This is a genomic window from Aestuariivivens sp. NBU2969 (assembly GCF_019931125.1).
Lineage (GTDB): Bacteria > Bacteroidota > Bacteroidia > Flavobacteriales > Flavobacteriaceae > Aestuariivivens > Aestuariivivens marinum.
The window spans coordinates 12,447-30,203 of sequence record NZ_JAIOUU010000002.1; the positions used below are offsets into that span (position 1 = coordinate 12,447).

Sequence of the window (17,757 nt, forward strand, 5' to 3'; positions counted from 1 at the left end):
ATTCTTCTCTTAATGTCTTAATTTTAAGACAGTTTACCTTATTTCAATTATTAGGCTTAATACCGTTAACAAAGAATGATTCAGGATGATAAATTAATATCCAAACTAAAATCGATCGTTCTAGATAATCTTCAAAATGAACAATTTGGCGTTGAAGATTTATCAAAATCAGCAGGTCTAAGTCGGTCGCATCTACACCGAAAATTAAAGACACTAAAATCACAATCCATAAGTCAATATATTAGAGAGATTAGGCTTAATGAGGCTCATAAACTGCTCCAAGAGGAATCTTTTACCATCTCTGAGGTTGCCTACAAAGTTGGTTTTGGAAGCCCCTCCTATTTTCATAAATGTTTTCACGAGCATTATGGGTATCCTGCAAGTGAAACTAAAAAACATAAAAACGAGGAAGCCTTTAAACAAGAAATAAAGAAGAAAAACCGTTTTAGTTATAAAAGTGAAAGCAGGAGGGTTTTTAAAACTTTTGGTTTATTATTTGTTCTAATTTTTGTAGGCTATATATTGTTTAACTACTATTCCAGTACTGAAGTTTTAGCTTCAACTGAAAAATCTATTGCGGTCTTACCTTTCAAGAATATTAGTGGTGATGAGGACAATCAATTTTTTGCTGATGGACTGGTAGAAGGTCTTTTAAACAGGTTAGCTACCTTAGAAGAATTAAAAGTTATTTCTCGTACATCATCCGAGATTTATAAACACAACACAACAAAAACAATTCCCAAAATTGCCTCAGAATTAGGTGTTTCCTATATTCTGGAAGGCAGTATCCAAAAGCATGAGAATAAAGCCAGAATTACAGTTCAGCTTATTGATGCCACTAGTGATGACCATGTCTGGATTAAAAGTTTTGACAGAGAATTATCTGATATTTTTAAAATTCAAAGTGAAATTGCCCTACAAATAGCTTCAGACCTAAATACAACTCTTTCAGAACAACAAACTTTAAAGATTAAAAGAAATCTAACTGAAAACATTGAAGCCTATAAATTATACCAACTGGGTAGATTTTATTGGGGAAAACGATTGGGCAAAGACTATTTAACAGCCATTGATTATTTTAATAAAGCCGTAAAAGAAGACCCTAATTATGCGCTTGCTTATGCTGGCTTAGGCGACACCTATTTCCTAAAAATATGGAAATCATCAAGTCGTGAAGAGATTAAAGAAAATAGAGAAAAAGCCGAATATTTTGCACTAAAAGCCTTGGAAATAGACCCCAATTTAGTAGAGGCCCATACAGTACTAGCTACACTATACTTTTATATTGATTGGAATTATGAAAAAGCAAATATAGCATTTAAAAAGGCTTTTGAAATTGGAACAAAATATTCTACACTACACCATCGCTTCTCTGAATATCTTAGTTATTTAGGGAAACATGAAGAAGCAAGATCCCACATAAACAAAGCTATTGAGCTTGACCCTTTGTCATTCATAGTTAGAGAAGTAAGCGCAAAGCTTTATTTAAATAATGGAAGTTTTCATAAGGCTATAGCTGAGTCAAAAATTGCAGAAGATTTAAATAAGGAAAGTATAAGACCTTCACTATATCAGTTTTGGTCACATTATATGCTCAAAAATGATTCATTAGCTATAGAAAATATAAAGAAGTTGAGAACAATTATAAAAAGTGATATAACCAATCAAGCTTTAGACAGCATATATGAAGTATCTGGCACAGATGGTTTAATGAGATGGTGTATCTCCAAGATTTCAGAACCTAATTTTAAAGCTAAAAGCTTATTTCTTTTAGGAGACATTAATGAAGGCATAAATATACTGGAGGATGCTTTCAACAAAGGAAGACCCCTGGGAGATATTCCCTATATGTACCCCTCTCATATTTTACATTCCAATCAACGGTTTATGGCATTAATGAAAAAAATGAACTTACCTTACAGCACTGTTTCTAACAAATAATCCTCAATTGAAACTGCCCTAACCCTAAACAACCTTCCTATTAACAACATGGCTTAACAAGACAACATAATTTTCAAAAAAAATTAATGTTTTTGCAACATAGTTACTTAATGTCATGTACATTATTTAACCATCTTTATAGGTATAAAGTGTATTGTATAACAAGTAAAACTATGTAATTATGAAAACTATAAAACTATTTTGTTTAACTCTATTAAGTTTTTTTCTTTTCACAGCCTGTAACATTGAAGATTTCCATTCAGAACAAAACTCACTTGAAAAAGACAACCTAACCTCAAAATCCAGCATTCAAAAAAGTTTACCTTTTAAAGCTACCTTTACTGTGTGGCGTGCAGAGGCTCCAGGTTCCCAAGCATGTGACCCTGGTTCTTCTAGTGAAACCATGATAATGAAGGGAAATGGAGAAGCGACACATCTTGGCCAGTTACAGGAAATCTTTATGAGATTTTGTTCTGCTCCTACTCCAGAAGTTATTTTTCCAGTGAACTATTGGTTTATAGAAACGGGTAAATTTGTAGCAGCTAACGGAGACGAATTACATTGTATAATTGAGTCAGGCCAGATATGGCTATATACAGGAGATAACCCTGATTATCAAGTACATTTTAATGACGAAATAACATTTATTGGAGGTACCGGTCGTTTTAAAGGCGCATCCGGATGGGCTAAAACCAATGCCTATGTTCATTCAGGAACTACAGGTAATGAAGGGGAAGATCCATTTTATACTGATTTCTTTATAGAGGAAGGAGAATTAATTATTGTACCTGGTAGCGCATCGGAATAGTAATTTAAGAAAGAAAAATCCAATTCAAAAAAAAGGAAGGAATCTTAAGATTCCTTCCTTTTTTTTTATTCATTATTTATTCTTCCTGAGAAGTTATTTTATATCCTGTTTGTAAAAATATTTCCAAAGCATTCCAGGAAGAATCATCTTTAACAACTTTACCATCTTCAATCGTGAGTACTGTAATACCCGATATAGCTTTAAATGGTTTTTCGTTTCCTTTCACACCAATTAATTCACCTGAAAATGTTCCATCAGCAGACCAATTTACAACAACTATATTGCCGCTTATATAATAATCATCCAAATTTAATATCATATCTGGATAAGCTCCATTTATAGCATTGAATTCACTAACAAGCTCAGCTCCACTCGTACTTTTGCCTCCTGGACTTATTCTAGTAAAATTATCGGCATAAACATTATTTATGAGCTCTGGCGCTCTTTTTTCCCACATAAGATCAATCTTCTCCCATAGAGCCTTAAAATCGGTGTCAGAAATTTCATTTACAACTTCAACAGTTTTAACTTGTTCTATTTCTTCTTTAGGCGTTTCCTTACAAGCACTATTTATAAAAACTAAACCTGTTAGCAATAACATTATATTAAAATTAAATAGAGTTTTCATTTAAAATTGGTTTTTGGTTAATATTTCATCAAGATAAGAAAATTCAATTTAAAAAACTTACTATCAATTATTTAAATGTTTTCCTATACTTTAAAATAGCTTCAGTAAATAAAAGTGGTACTGCCCAAAAAACCCAACTTAACAAGCCTAATCTATCCAAATCTCCAAGAATATTGTACTACTTTTAAATTTTATAGATTCTAAAGTATTTGCCATGAAGTTTTTTGGCTTTAACCTTAAGCTTGATAATAAAATCCTATTTTTATAGAAACTAAACTCATGAACAGACAAAAATTTTAATACACTTTAGGTGAACTCGCCCATAGCATTGAATATGCTAAAAGTGCAGTCTGGATTGAGCAATAAAAAATGGGATAAGACCATTAAGGACTGACCGGCAAGAAGGTAGCGAAGGTTGTTAAAACGACAATGGCTTTTTTGTTGAGGTTTTATAATAACGCCAATCATACTTAATACAGCCTAAGTAAGTTTCGGCATCTTAAACAAATTGAAAGGATTCACTTCACGGAGAATCCTTTTTATTTTCAGGTTGATACAATTAAAGAACAAACTATAACCACAAATTTGTTAAACCAATTTTTTTCTCCTTATTAAATTAGAGTATTTAAAGCAAGATTTTATTTACATTTGAAGGAATAAACATAATGTAGATAAACACAATAGCGTTTAACCAATTGTTGTGCGTCATTTTGACCCGTCCTGAATAAAGGCTACATAATTTTAATCATTATGTGAAAAAAATGAAAAATAAATTATTTTTAGTTTATCCCGAAAGTGCAGAATCTGGAACTCTTGAAACGCTTCCTAATACAGAAGCTATGGAATTAGTTCAAGAAAACAGTTTTATTGATAGATTTAGAGATATTTCCAAATCAATCAAAGTCTGTGTAACCTCAGAAGCTACTCTAGAAAGCATTTTGAAAAACCTTAGTGACGAGATCAAAAAAAGTGCAATACAGTCTATGAAACACAAGCATTTATTTCGCAAATTATTACAAGAGGATTACCCCTCATTAAAGTATAGACATATAAATTTTGACGAAATAGTTCAATTAAAAATATCAGAAAAAAAAGTTTTAAAACCAGTAAAAGGATGTTTTGGTACAGCAGTAAAAATCATTGATAAAAATAGTGACTTAAAACAAACGTGTAATGAAATAAAAAAGGAAATTAGCAAAAACTCATCAATTCTTTCAAAAACTGTCTTATCTCAAAGTGAATTTATTATAGAAGATTTTATTGAAGGTGAAGAATATGCAGTGGACATGTTCTATGATTCAAAAGGTAACCCACATATAGTAAATATCTATTACCACCCCCTACCTAAGCATATTGAATATTTACACATGATATATTATACTAATAAATCAATTTTTGAGAAAATATATTCTGACGCTATAGCATTCTTTAATAAATTAAGTGACAAATTAGAATTGAAAAACATTGCTCTTCATTCTGAATTTAAACATAATCAAAATCTAATTCCGATAGAAATCAATGCAATGCGTTTTGGAGGCATGGGGCTTGGAAATATGATTTACCATAGCTTAAATGTTAACCCCTACTTATGTTTTATTAATGAAAAAAGTCCTGACTGGAATAGATTATGGAAAAAATACCCCAACAATAATTTTGTGTATTTTATAGCATATAATGGAAGTCAAGTAAACAAAAGTAAACAGCAGCCAAATTTGAGTAAAATGGAAAGTGAGTTTACTAAAATTTTAAATAAAACTATTTTTGATTACCAAAGTCAATTAGCATTTGGAGTTTACACACTAGATGAAAATTTTGAAAGCATACAAAGGTTACTTCAAATTGATTTTAATGAATATTTTGAAGATATTAAATAAAATTGCTTTAACAGCGCATATGCTCGATACGCATCACACATCATATTCACGAGCTGATACCACATATATGAGAAATGACAAAAAAATGAACGGAATTATTTCACTAGTATTAATCAATCTTTTATTAATTATCTCTTGTCAAAAACCTGACAAGGAAATTTTAAATGAAACCATTTCTGCTATTGAAAATATTAAGACTGTTAGGTATAATTCTAAATCTGAAGTAAGAGTCAAAGGAAAACTGTTATTTTCAAGTACCGAAAATTTGTTTTTTGATTTTACTAATAATGATAACACTAACGGATTGAAATACCATATTCAAAATAAACATTTTGATGTAATTTTTAATGGAAACGAAACTATAAAATCAGATAACGAAAAGAAGATTATATTGATTGACAAAAATACCAATGTTCATAATCATTTAACCGCAACCTTATACTCTTTAAAAGAAATCCTGCCTAAACTAATCAATGATGATGACATACTTATTATAAGAAATCCAGATTCATTAATTTTAAATCAAAAGCATTATGTATTCAATTTTATAATAAAAAAAGGATATATAGACTGGATGGATTTGAGTGTAAAAAAACAAATAGATGTCGATGAAAAATTCTCACTTTATGACACGCAATTCTCTCTTATAATAGATAAATCTAACTTTATTCCAAAAATAATAACCACTCAAAACCAACCCGATGGAACCGTTAGCAATACTCTTGAAAATATAGACTTTGAATACAAACCAGAAAAAGGTATTTGGAAAGGCTTAAACCTTCCATTAGATTATGCAAGACATGATAAAGTTGAATATTATGACAGTTTAATGAGTAATAAATTAATCACTTTTGTTGGTAAAAAAATTGATGATTGGGAATTACCTAATTTAAAAGACACAAACCTAATTAATCCTTCTAAACTGAAAGGGAATGTAATTCTTCTAGAATTTTGGTTTGAAAATTGTGGATGGTGTGTTAGGGCTATTCCTGATCTTAATGATATATATAGCAAATTTTCTGATAAGTCATTCAAGATGTATGGTATTGAAATTATAAAAGAAAATGATAGAGAAAATCTTATAAATTATGTAACTGAAAAAAAGATGAAATATCCCTCTCTATACAACGGAAAATCAATTGCTACTGAATATGGAATAAATTATGCACCAGCATTTTTGATTATCGACAAAAGTGGAACTATTATATACGCCAAATCATCATTTAATAAGGATGATATTATTAATTTAATTGAAGAAAATATTTAAAAAAAGTGTGGTAATATCACATAAAAAATAATGCGTAATTTAGTACAAAACTAAATTGACCCGTCCTAAAATAAGGCTGCATAATTTTAATAAATATGTGTAAAATAATATATCTGTTTTTAATATTTCCTTTTTTGACAAGCTGTAAAAAAGATGATGACGGTTGTGCAACATTATTTGGGTATTGCTGTGAAGACTGCAGATTTGTTAATTTATTATCTTCTTGTGAAGACACTTCAAGTACTAGGATTGAAATATCTTGTAATGAATATGAAAGACTATTAACCATTAGGCAGAGCAATACAAATGCATGCATTGCAATTTCGGTTAACCCTGTTAATGGTGGAGAAGCAATTGAAGGGTTTGGAAGAGATTGGTTTTTTGACTGCGATTAATAATGTTCAATGTTAAAATAAAAATGTCCGCGCACAATATTGGCTATAAGTAATTGCTTGTTTTCGCTTACTTATGTAAATCCTCATGGATTTTTATTCGGTTTTTTAAACCTGTTGTCCGTCATTATCACTCTTCAATGTATTTGTTAAGAGGTGAAAAAGACACAATACTTTTGACTTTTATAAAAACTAGAATAAACTAAATATTTGCTGTGAAGTTTTTTGGTTTTAACCTTAAGCTTGATAATAAAATCCTATTTTTATAGAAACTAAACTCATGAACAGACGAAAATTTTTAATACAAAACAGTATTGCGGTTGGAGGCTTAACTGTATTACCTGCTTCCTTAGCGGCAAAGACACTAATAGATCAAAAAACATACACATCGAATAGGCCAAATCCAAACCAACGCACCTTTACAAGTCGGGCCGTTGAAGATTTAATCGCTGAAGTAAAAGCCAGTATAAAAGATGAGGAACTGGCTTGGCTATTCGAAAACTGTTATCCCAATACACTGGACACTACAGTTGATTATGAAATTATAAATGGTAAGCCAGACACTTTTATCATCACAGGTGATATTGATGCCATGTGGTTAAGGGATTCTACCGCCCAAGTGTGGCCCTACATGCCTTTGATCAAAAAGGATGATAAATTAAAAAACCTTATTAAAGGGTTGGTTAACCGACAAACCAAATGCATTCTTAAGGATCCTTATGCTAATGCCTTTTATAAGGACTTAAGTAAAAAATCGGAATGGGAAAGTGACAAACCAACACCCATACCCGGAGTACACGAAAGAAAATGGGAAATAGATTCCCTTTGTTATACCATTAGGTTAGCCAATGAGTATTACCAACGTACCCAAGACCCCTCAATTTTTGATGAAGATTGGAATCAAGCCATGCAACTTGTTGTAAAAACATTACGTACAGAACAAAGAAAACATGGTGAATCGCCATATACCTTTATTAGGCAAACGACGTCCATGATTGATGCCCCAACATTTGCAGGTACAGGAAGACCTTTAAAACCCGTGGGGCTAATAGCTTCTATGTTCCGGCCTTCGGATGATGCTACCTTGTTTCCGTTTTTAATCCCTTCCAATATATTTGCTGTTATTTCATTAAAGCAATTGGCTGCTATTAATAAAAACGTCTTGAACAATTCTGCTTTTGCTGATGAATGTTCACGTTTTGCCAATGAAGTAGACGAAGCCATTAAGCAATATGCCATTTCCAATCATTTGGATTTTGGTAACATTTACGCTTATGAAGTGGATGGCTTTGGCAACAAAGTTTTTATGGACGATGCCAACGTACCCTCGTTAATGTCATTAGCCTATTTGGGAGCTCATAAGACTACAGATTCCATATACCAAAACACCAGACGCTTTCTGCTAAGCGACCACAACCCCTATTATTTAAAGGGTAAAGCTGCCGAAGGCCAGGCGAGTCCGCATACCGGGAAAAACAAAATATGGCCCATGGGTATTATTTTAAGGGCCATGACCAGCGACAATGATCAAGAAATCATCAAGTGTTTAACAATGCTTAAAAACACCCATGCTGGTACTGGATTTATGCACGAAGCCTTTAATAAGGACAACCCCGAAGATTTTAACAGGTCTTGGTTTGCCTGGGCCAACACACTGTTTGGGGAATTGATCATTAAAATTTACAGGGAGCGTAAATCTATACTATCCCATAGTTTTTAAGATATTTTCTTATAAAATACAAAAGCCCAGTAATAAAATTACTGGGCTTTTAAACTAACTAACCAACTAAACTAAATTTATTCACTAATAACTAATCTTATGAAAAGAAATTATGTGCTATATGATTTATAAATCTAACTACGGTACAAAGAGACGCAATTTTTTTAATATGTAAAACTAATTTAGAAATGTTTAACAGCTTACTTTCTAATTTTATAATTTCTTTAAGAATTAAAGGTCTTGTAAAAAGAAATTGATTAAGGAAATAGGTTATCTATCTCTGATTGGTAAGCCCTATATTCCATTAGATTATTATGATTTCCTTCCTCTATCACAATAAAAGTTGTTTGCAGTTTTGGGCTAATCGTAACTAATTTTTTTGCAGAGGAAAACGGAACAACCTCATCTTGAGTGCCGTGAAAAATAGTTATTGGACAATTCACATTTGGAATAAACTCAAAGCTTGGAAATTTATAGTTTAATAGCTGCTTTACTGGAAAAATAGGAAATTTGAGTTGCGCAACATCTGTCATACTATAATAAGGTGTTTCTAAAATAAGTTGTTTCGGTTTGTTTTTTGAAGCTAAATATGTTGCCATTGCTGTCCCTAAGGAGCGTCCATAAAGTGTAATAACTTGTTCATTATAACCTTGTTTTAGGTAATTATAAAATAATTTGGCATCATTGTAAAAAGATGCTTCACTTAGTTTTCCGATACTTTTACCATAAGCTCTGTAATCCATAATTAGCACATCATACCTCCTTTCAACAAAAGGCTCTACAATGGCGCCCCATCTGGACAGATTATCAGCATTTCCATGAAAATACAGGATAACGCCCTTTGGGTTTTCAACTTTAAAATGAATAGCATTTAGTATAGCTCCATCATTAGTCTTTAAAAATAATTCTTCGAAATTATATGTGAATTGGTACTCAAAGTCCTGTTCTAGTGCTGTAGGCAGAAACAATAGCCTTTCTTGGAAAACGTATAGTAATGTTAAAATCATAACATAAAGACTTATAAAAATAAAAAATATCTTCTTAAGCTTATGTTTTATTAGGTTTGGAGCTGTGTTTAACATGAATACTAGTTGTTGATAAATCAATATTTTGAGGCTTTGAATTTAAGATATCATGAATCATTTTATGATAAGATTCAAAATTATTTAAATTTTTATGTCCACCCCCTATTATAGTGTGAAGTTTTGTTCGTTTTGGGTTTACCTTAGATAGTTTTATACTGGTTTTATACGGAATAAGTTTATCGTTTGTTCCATGTATTATGTGAATTGGACATCTTACATATTTTAACCACTTATATGTTGGTAATGGATATTTAAGTAATACCGATAAGGGCATAAATGGGGCGTATCGAGCAGTAACTTTGGTCAAGCTATAATAGGGAGCATCCAAAATAAGCATTTTAGGATTGTTCAACGAGGCCAATTTTGCAGCAAATCCAGACCCTAAAGACCTGCCGTAAAGGATAATCCTGTCTTCTGAGATTCGTTCCTTAATTTTATTATACACTTCCTGTAAATCCCTTTTAATAGCTTTTTGCGAACGCTTTCCGGTACTCTTACCAAAACCCCGATAATCTACCATTAAAACATTATAATTATGTCTGGTAAAATCTACAGCAAACTTCCCCCAGCCCTTTATACTTTTTGAGTTCCCTTTAAGATATAAAACCACTCCCCTAGAATCTCCTTTGGGCATAAACAGAAGACCATTGATAACTGCACCATCCCTGGTTTCAAGGTTATATTCTTTAGTGTTCTGATTATCATAATAAAACTCAAAATCTTTGGATAGCTTTTCAGGTTTAAACAGCATATAATCCTGCAAATAATACAATGCTATACTAACAGTTATATAAATAGATATAATTAGTAATATGGTTGAAACCCAGTACGCCATTGGCAGATTATAATCATACTAATATACAAATTAGTACTCATAACATTTTTAAAAACATTTCTACAAATGGATCCCTATAGGCTAGAGGATAATAAATACTCCATGAAATAAGCCCATCGCTTTAATATTCTTAACTCTAAAACACATTATTGTATTAAATATTGCTAGAACAAAATTCTCAATGTTAACCTCCCACACAGAAACCACACCATATAATTTTATAATTTCTTTAAGAAAATAGTTTTTCACCTCACTTAACACCCATCTTTTTTACATAATCTTTAATAGAAATATTATTAACAATAACATCATCCAAAACCGCCTCACCTACTTTTACATAAACTAATGCATAGGTATCAATTAAGGAATCTTGATGAGCATTTCTCACCGCTACCTCAGCATCATAAGCTTTGGTTTCCTCCATATAATATCTATTAAACGGATATTGAATATTTAATTCCTTACTTTGTTTATTGTACCATCTTGCCTTAGCATTCACAAAATTCTTCTTTTCATTTGGTAATAGTACTCGACTAATCTTTGACACTTTAGCATATCCTAAACTGTCTGTTTCAAGGTAAATGTAAAGATCCTCACCTCTCTGCCAGGTTGAATCTTTAGTTACATACAACCCAACTTCAAAATCTAAGGCAATATATCTACCTCTAAATGGGTCTGCTGGATCTATAGGCCTTGTTTTAAACTTATATAATTGACCCTTAGCAAGAATATCTTCTTTACCAAAAATCATATTAATAGGCACGAAAATTTGTGCTATGGCAACAACTATAAACAGTATAAAAATATGTATTGTTTTCATTTTTCTATTTTTTTAAATTCATTTTTCCTTCCTTTTGTCTTTTAAGCATAAAATAGTTGGTTAAAAAGAAGCCCAGACCAAATCCTAAAAACAATATTCCGCGAATTACAAAGGACATGTCTGTATCAAAAAACCTGCAAACTATTAAAACAGCTATGATCAATAAACCATAGTTTGATATCCCAAAATGAAATGTGTCTGCTCCTTTTTTTATAGTCAAAATACCAATGGCCAAAATCAACAGGTTTATTATTATTAAGGGAATATATTTGTTATTAAAACCAGCAAAAAATACGATAGTAAATATTAGAAAAGTGTAATGGGTCAAATCAATTTTAGAAATCCATTGTTTAGCTATGCCATATATCAATACCCCTATGGCAATCAGCAATAAAAATAGTGTGATATAAAATTCCTGTGAAGAATAAACTAATTCTATTTTTTTTAAGGTTTCCCACATCAAGTCAAAACTGGTTAACAATAGCATATAAATGGTTCCCAATGAGCCTAAAACCAAATAGGCATTACCTCTTAATTTTAAATTACTAAATAATGGCATTTTTCCAATGCTATAAAAAATGCCATATAGCACCACATACATTAACACACCTAATTCACTTGTCTTATGTACAAAGGTTCCTAGAACTATATTAAGACTTAAAGGAAATAACCAATTAAAAATAGAAGTAATGTTTGCAGCCGATTTATATTTTAAAAGTTGCCAATAATGAGGGAACACCAAACCCAAAAGCAATAAATAATACCATGGAGTCTTTCCGTTGCTTAGATAAGAATATCCAAAATCTGCCGCATAAAATGTCATAAAAATGATGTGTAATATTGCTAAACTATGTGACCTTAAAAAATAAATTAATGGAAAACACAGTAATATCCATGTCAAAATGAAATCGCTAAAGTTTCCCGGTATATTATAAATTTGACTTATAAGAGATATACATGAGCCGACCACAAAAAACAAAAGCGTACCGGTAGACTCTTTCCAAACATTGTTTTTATTCTTAAAAATTGAAATACCAACAAATACCTGTCCTAATACTAAGGGCAAAAAAGCCAAAGAGGTTTTGATTGATTTTGAAAAATCATCCCAATTATGTGCTAAAATCAATATAATTCCCAATCCTATTAGTAAACCACCTAGAACTCCAAAAACGGTAAACATCCTATTGGGGACATCTACTTTTTTGGATTGATAATAAGCTTCCATTTTTGAAGCACTTTCTTTTGATATGACCTGTTGTTCAACAAGTTCCTTAATATCATTTTGAATTTTTGAATTCATTTATAATACGGTTTTAATTCTATTACTTAACTTTCACCCTTTAATTATCTGTTTTGGATTCCATGTAAAATGCCAATAATACTATTACTAGAAAAAGGGCAACTCCTTCATCATTGCCTCTTAAGATTAAACGGTGTTTAAAATTATTTCACGACGCTCTATATAGGTAAAAACCAATACTGCCAAACCAATTGCAGATATAATGTGCTTAATGGAATGCCCACTTATGAAAGATAATGTGGCAAAAATTTCTTCATCATAATTCTCACTTAGTTTAGCAATTATATATGCCACTATTAGCGTCCAATAGCCATAGTTCATAGTAAAACTAGATTTAAAACTTAACAGAATAATAGGCAATGCAAACATTGGATAAAACTGCACTAAAACATACGGTCTTAAATCATTAAAAACCACCCAATAAACAACAGATAGCATTCCAACAAAAACTAAAGGCATTAAAAGCCTATTACCGAGTTTAGGGTTAATGAATTCACTCAAGATAATAGATACCAACGACATGAAAACTATTGTCATAGGTAATCTATCCCATACCAAAGATGAATTAGTTGGGCTTAAATGGTAATAACCCGAACCAATTGAAACAAGAATAATTCCAATGAAAAGAAAACAATATTGGATTTTGTATCCCAAAATTTTATTAACATTAATTAGACCCAAAATACCAACTATAGCAAATGGAATATTTGAAACAACATTCCAAAAATTAGCAACATTAAACATTTCAACAGCATCACTAAAGTTATGATATAATGGGTCTTGCGCTATTGGATCAATTAAAAAAACACCTATAGCCGAAAAAACAGCCAGGGTAATTAATAAGCCCACCCCTATTCTTTCTTGTGTTCTCATATTTATAGCTTACAGGTTTGAGTGAGTCATTGGTACTTTAAAACAAAAAAATCATATAAATAATAATGCCTTCAGCAATACCAGTAATTATACTCATACCCAGAATATCCTTAACCTTACTTCTTAAAAAGAATACGGTACTTAAAATAGCCATTATGGCTGCAAGCAAAATTTCCAATGCTCCTATTTTGGACATTAGATAGGTTATGCCAGTAAATCCTACGGTAACTGCTAAGGCAATGATACAGAATCTTACTATCTCATTTTTGCTATAATTACCTTCGGTAAATCCTTTCTGTAAATCTCTCAAAATAGAAAGAATAAACAATAATGGCACTACAGACAGAAATGGGGCAAATACCACCTTAATGCCTTTAATAATGGAGAGATCATTGTAAAAAAAGAAAGCAATAGTTGTAAACAATAGTAGGCCTGTTACAATAATGGCTTGAAAGGTAAACAACAGTTCCCGTTTTGAAGCGTTGTTTTTTTCTGTGTTTTGAAGTACTTGTTGCATAATTTAAAATTTTGATAATTCCGCTTTTGTATTATGAAGACAAAAAGAATACATGAATCGCAAGTGATAATAGCACGCCGCTCAATATACCATTGGCCTTCAAATTATTATATAAGATAAAATTTAACACATAAGAGCTCACAGCAGTAGAGTTGATGAGATGTGCAAAAATCAAATTGTTTTCAAGGTTTTGATGTGTTAAAAACTCTATTAGTTGCATTATTCCTATTCCAGTTATAATAGTTAATAGCAATAATATGGTAGCAGGTTTTTGGTTTTTAAGTTTATAATCATCTGTATTTTGAGGCAAAAAGTGTTGAATTAAGATAAACCGAACAAAAAACAACATGGGTATTGGGAATACAATAGATGCAATGATTTTAATGACATCCTTGAGTGTCTTTATTTCATCATAGCCCAAAAATACCAGGTACACAAACACCACAACTGAAACACCTGTAGTTACCAAAAAAGCTATATTTAATTTTCTTAGTATCATTATGGCTATTCTATGTTAGGAACATTTAAAAGCATTTTATCATATTGTTTAGTAACCTATTATTATAGGTTTCATGGTTTTAAGAAGTTCTATTTAAATAGAATCAGGTTTAGCTTTATAAATCCCTTGTATTATCATAATAAGTATTAAAACTCTTAAAGGACAATATTTTTTTATTATTTAATGATTTTTTATAATACCTATTGATTAATACATAGTAAATGTATTTATCCAAAACTACCTGAGTGAAAGTAGAAATGTTTGTTGCTCTAAAATCCATGATATAATTGTTTAAGTTCTTCTCTTTTACTTATTAACTTTAATACAAATTTGTTAAGTATTCTAAAGTTTTTAAATACAGATTTTAAAAAAAACTGACGACTTAATTTACAATATTATAACTATTCTTAATATATTTATTATATTATTACTGCAATAACTGACGATTAAAATGTATGATTTAAAAACTATAATTTCCACTTTTTCTAAAGATGACGCACAACGTTTTACATCATACTTAGAAAAAAAGAACAAACGACGGGATGCCAAAAACATACAATTATTCAAACTGCTAAATGAAAACAGTTTGAACTCAGAAGAAATTTGTTTAAAGCTATATGGCGATCAAAAAAAAGACGCTTACCATGCCCTTAGAAAGCGCTTGTTCCAGTCTATTATTAACTTTTCAGCCAATTCAAGTTTAGAGGATGAAAACTCCATACAAATGGAGGTCATAAAATACATTTTGGCCTCACGAAACTACTTACAACAAAAGCAATATAAAGTCGCATTTAAAATTTTGCATAAGGCAGAAACCATTTCAAAAGAACATCATTTGTACCCTCTCCTTAACGAAATTTACCATACCCAAATCCAATACGCTTATGCATTTCCAAAGATTAAATTTGATGAAGTCATCAAAAAATTTAATTCAAATAGGGAAAACCATTTACTAGAAGACCAATTGAATATCGTTTATTCAAAAATAAAGCTAAAGTTAGCACAGGAAGACACTAGTGATTTGCAAACCATCTTAGACAATACTTTGAGCGAATACAATATTGACATTATTGGCCACTTATCATTTAAGACTTTATACCAATTGATCAGCATTGTGTCTGTTTCTGCATTTGCCACCAATGATTATTTAAAAATAGAATCTTTTTTGATTGAAACTTACAACAAAATATTATCCTATAAAGACAAAGAAAAGCAACCTTATTACCACATTCAAATAGTATATCATATTGCCAATACTTTATTTAGAAATAAAAAATTTATTGATTCCGAAGCTTATTTGTATCAAATGCATGAACTTATGCTTCAGTATAGAAGTAAATATTATAATACCTTTAAGCTAAAATATAATTTATTATTAAGTTTAAACTACAACTTTACCAATCATCAAAATAAAGCCATTACAATCTTAGAGCCTTTTATTAATCAAAAATTTCAAGACACAGAATCTGTCTTGGACATCTATTTAAGTCTTGTAATGTATTATTTCCAAAAAGGAGAACATAAAAAAGCACATTATCTATTTTCAAAGTTCTATCATTCTGATGCTTGGTATACAGAAAAAGCAGGCAAGGAATGGGTTATAAAGAAAAGTTTGATTGAAATTTTATTACATATTGAATTAAACCATATAAATTTGGTAGAATCAAGACTGTTGAGCTTTAAAAGAAGCCATTTTAAATACCTTAGAAGCATTAATCAAGAGCGTGCCATAACCTATGTAAAATTGGTGGAGTATTATTATAAACATCCAGAGCTTATAACCACAGAAACGTTTAAGGATAAGGTAGAATCTTCATTCGAATGGATTAGCACACAAAAAGAAGATATTTTTGTAATGAGTTTTTACGCCTGGCTAAAAAGTAAAATGGAAAAACAGAACTTGTACAAGGTTACTCTAAAACTTGTTAATAATAACGAAACCATTCCATCAAAAATTTAAGTGTTTTACGTATGCTAAAAAATTTAATTTGGTTTCTTTTTTGTTGTTGCCATACCGTATTACTGGCACAAAAATCCGATAGCCTATACTTAAAGAATGGCATTATAAAGCCTAATATTTTAGCAATACACCATTTTGGCCTTTTTAGCTCCAGGGTTGATCAAAATTTTAAAATAGCTCCACCTCAAAAAACACAAGTTTCCTTTAATTATTCTAGCGGTAACACCTTTCACCCTTTTGTTGAAGCCTATTTCCCTAAACACCCTGAAATTAGAAAACAATTGAGCCAAGTGACTTGGTACAATAGAAGTTTTAATTTTATAGACCAAGAAACCACCCCTGCTGATTATATGAATATTGTTATTGATGCCGTGATTAAAGAGTTTAGGGCCAACCTTAACATTCCTATTTCAGAGCATCACGAATTTGGCATTTCATTACGCTCTTACCTTATCACAAAGGGCAAGTATCCTTTTTCATTCTTTACTAGCGATGAAAGCATAGAGTGGTTCCACAGTCGTCTTTGGGGGGGCGAAGACCCCTATGGCCGACGGTATTATGGCTTAAACCAAGTGAATTTTGAATACAACGACAGAAAAGGGAACACCCTTAAACTTAGAAATAACGATTTTTTTATTGGAGGTGTCGAACTCAGCCATTACTACTATCCCTCATTCCTTAAAAACCCATCAAAACAATTGTACTTCAATATTGGCAATCATTTAGGCATCAATACCTCAAAGTTTAATCCGTCGATAGATTACGGACTTTCCTTAGGTGGTGTTAAACGCTTTTTACTTAAAAACAAAAACGAATTCAATGTCGGGCTAGGTTCCAATGTGTTATATAAAAATGTTATTGATTTTGGCGAAGTTGTCGATTTAGGAAACAATAGATTCTTAGCAGCTATTGAAGCAAATATAGAATTCACAAAATACACCCAAAAACATAATTTTCATGCTTTTAGTGTGAACTATCACATTCAATCAAGAAATAACAAACTAAAGGAGGCCGATTATTACAAATTACTTGGCCAATGGAAAGAGATAAACGGTGGCTGGCAACATGGTGTAGAAACACTTTACAAGGCTTTATCCAATTGGACCTTTATTTATACTTATGGTAGGCCAAAGTTAAAACTGTCCTTATTCTTTAAGGAGGACTTTCTAGTTAACAACGCTCCTGATTTTCAAACTGGTGTTGGTTTGCAAATACCATTTTACAAATAGTTATTTCAG

16 protein-coding genes are annotated in these 17,757 nt (G+C 31.1%); 8 read left to right on the forward strand and 8 right to left on the reverse strand.

Translation table 11 applies throughout. The features are described 5' to 3' along the window. Positions 1–75 precede the first annotated feature (75 nt). The gene (locus K7G79_RS01850) at positions 76–1,941 is read left to right on the forward strand and encodes a helix-turn-helix domain-containing protein (RefSeq protein ID WP_223548601.1); all 1,866 of its coding nucleotides are present in this window, start codon (positions 76–78) and stop codon (positions 1,939–1,941) included. A 181-nt stretch (positions 1,942–2,122) separates the two neighbouring features. Next, positions 2,123–2,749 carry a hypothetical protein gene (locus K7G79_RS01855; protein ID WP_223548603.1) on the forward strand — a complete coding sequence of 209 codons (627 nt, stop codon included), beginning with the start codon at positions 2,123–2,125 and terminating at the stop codon, positions 2,747–2,749. A gap of 76 nt (positions 2,750–2,825) precedes the next feature. Here K7G79_RS01855 and K7G79_RS01860 read toward each other — a convergent pair whose 3' ends face one another. Continuing rightward, positions 2,826–3,377 (reverse strand): ester cyclase, encoded by a 552-nt coding sequence (locus tag K7G79_RS01860; protein WP_223548605.1) that lies wholly within the window; start codon positions 3,375–3,377, stop codon positions 2,826–2,828. A gap of 761 nt (positions 3,378–4,138) precedes the next feature. Between K7G79_RS01860 and K7G79_RS01865 the strand changes: the two genes are divergently transcribed. The 4 genes from K7G79_RS01865 (at position 4,139) to K7G79_RS01880 (ending at position 8,630) form a co-directional block, all read left to right on the forward strand. After that, positions 4,139–5,251 (forward strand): ATP-grasp domain-containing protein, encoded by a 1,113-nt coding sequence (locus K7G79_RS01865; RefSeq protein WP_223548607.1) that lies wholly within the window; start codon positions 4,139–4,141, stop codon positions 5,249–5,251. After that, positions 5,226–6,518, forward strand: coding sequence for a TlpA disulfide reductase family protein (locus tag K7G79_RS01870; RefSeq protein ID WP_223548609.1), 1,293 nt, complete (start codon positions 5,226–5,228; stop codon positions 6,516–6,518). Before K7G79_RS01865 ends, K7G79_RS01870 begins: the two co-directional genes overlap by 26 nt. Before the next feature lie 134 nt (positions 6,519–6,652). Further along, positions 6,653–6,913, forward strand: a complete 261-nt coding sequence (locus K7G79_RS01875; protein WP_223548611.1) for a hypothetical protein — start codon at positions 6,653–6,655, stop codon at positions 6,911–6,913. A 277-nt stretch (positions 6,914–7,190) separates the two neighbouring features. Then, positions 7,191–8,630 carry a glycoside hydrolase family 125 protein gene (locus K7G79_RS01880; protein ID WP_223548613.1) on the forward strand — a complete coding sequence of 480 codons (1,440 nt, stop codon included), beginning with the start codon at positions 7,191–7,193 and terminating at the stop codon, positions 8,628–8,630. 257 nt (positions 8,631–8,887) lie between these two features. Here K7G79_RS01880 and K7G79_RS01885 read toward each other — a convergent pair whose 3' ends face one another. The 7 genes from K7G79_RS01885 to K7G79_RS01915 all read right to left on the reverse strand — a co-directional run bounded on the left by K7G79_RS01885 (position 8,888) and on the right by K7G79_RS01915 (position 14,559). Further along, entirely contained in the window at positions 8,888–9,637 is a 750-nt protein-coding gene (locus tag K7G79_RS01885; RefSeq protein WP_223548615.1) for an alpha/beta hydrolase, read from the reverse strand. Between the two features lie 40 nt (positions 9,638–9,677). Further along, positions 9,678–10,550, reverse strand: coding sequence for an alpha/beta hydrolase (locus tag K7G79_RS01890; RefSeq protein WP_223548617.1), 873 nt, complete (start codon positions 10,548–10,550; stop codon positions 9,678–9,680). 250 nt (positions 10,551–10,800) lie between these two features. Beyond that, positions 10,801–11,370: a GDYXXLXY domain-containing protein gene (locus tag K7G79_RS01895; RefSeq protein ID WP_223548619.1), complete on the reverse strand. Its 570-nt coding sequence runs from the start codon at positions 11,368–11,370 to the stop codon at positions 10,801–10,803. A gap of 4 nt (positions 11,371–11,374) precedes the next feature. Continuing rightward, positions 11,375–12,670 carry a DUF2157 domain-containing protein gene (locus K7G79_RS01900; protein ID WP_223548620.1) on the reverse strand — a complete coding sequence of 432 codons (1,296 nt, stop codon included), beginning with the start codon at positions 12,668–12,670 and terminating at the stop codon, positions 11,375–11,377. A 126-nt stretch (positions 12,671–12,796) separates the two neighbouring features. Beyond that, positions 12,797–13,543, reverse strand: a complete 747-nt coding sequence (locus K7G79_RS01905) for a ceramidase domain-containing protein (protein ID WP_223548622.1) — start codon at positions 13,541–13,543, stop codon at positions 12,797–12,799. 37 nt (positions 13,544–13,580) lie between these two features. Next, positions 13,581–14,060: a hypothetical protein gene (locus K7G79_RS01910; protein WP_223548624.1), complete on the reverse strand. Its 480-nt coding sequence runs from the start codon at positions 14,058–14,060 to the stop codon at positions 13,581–13,583. Positions 14,061–14,091: 31 nt separating this feature from the next. Then, positions 14,092–14,559, reverse strand: coding sequence for a hypothetical protein (locus tag K7G79_RS01915; protein WP_223548626.1), 468 nt, complete (start codon positions 14,557–14,559; stop codon positions 14,092–14,094). Between the two features lie 451 nt (positions 14,560–15,010). Here K7G79_RS01915 and K7G79_RS01920 point away from each other — a divergent pair, with 451 nt between their 5' ends. Together K7G79_RS01920 and K7G79_RS01925 are read left to right on the forward strand one after the other, a co-directional pair. Then, positions 15,011–16,519 carry a hypothetical protein gene (locus K7G79_RS01920; protein WP_223548628.1) on the forward strand — a complete coding sequence of 503 codons (1,509 nt, stop codon included), beginning with the start codon at positions 15,011–15,013 and terminating at the stop codon, positions 16,517–16,519. 11 nt (positions 16,520–16,530) lie between these two features. Further along, the gene (locus K7G79_RS01925) at positions 16,531–17,748 is read left to right on the forward strand and encodes a hypothetical protein (RefSeq protein WP_223548630.1); all 1,218 of its coding nucleotides are present in this window, start codon (positions 16,531–16,533) and stop codon (positions 17,746–17,748) included. Positions 17,749–17,757 lie beyond the last annotated feature (9 nt).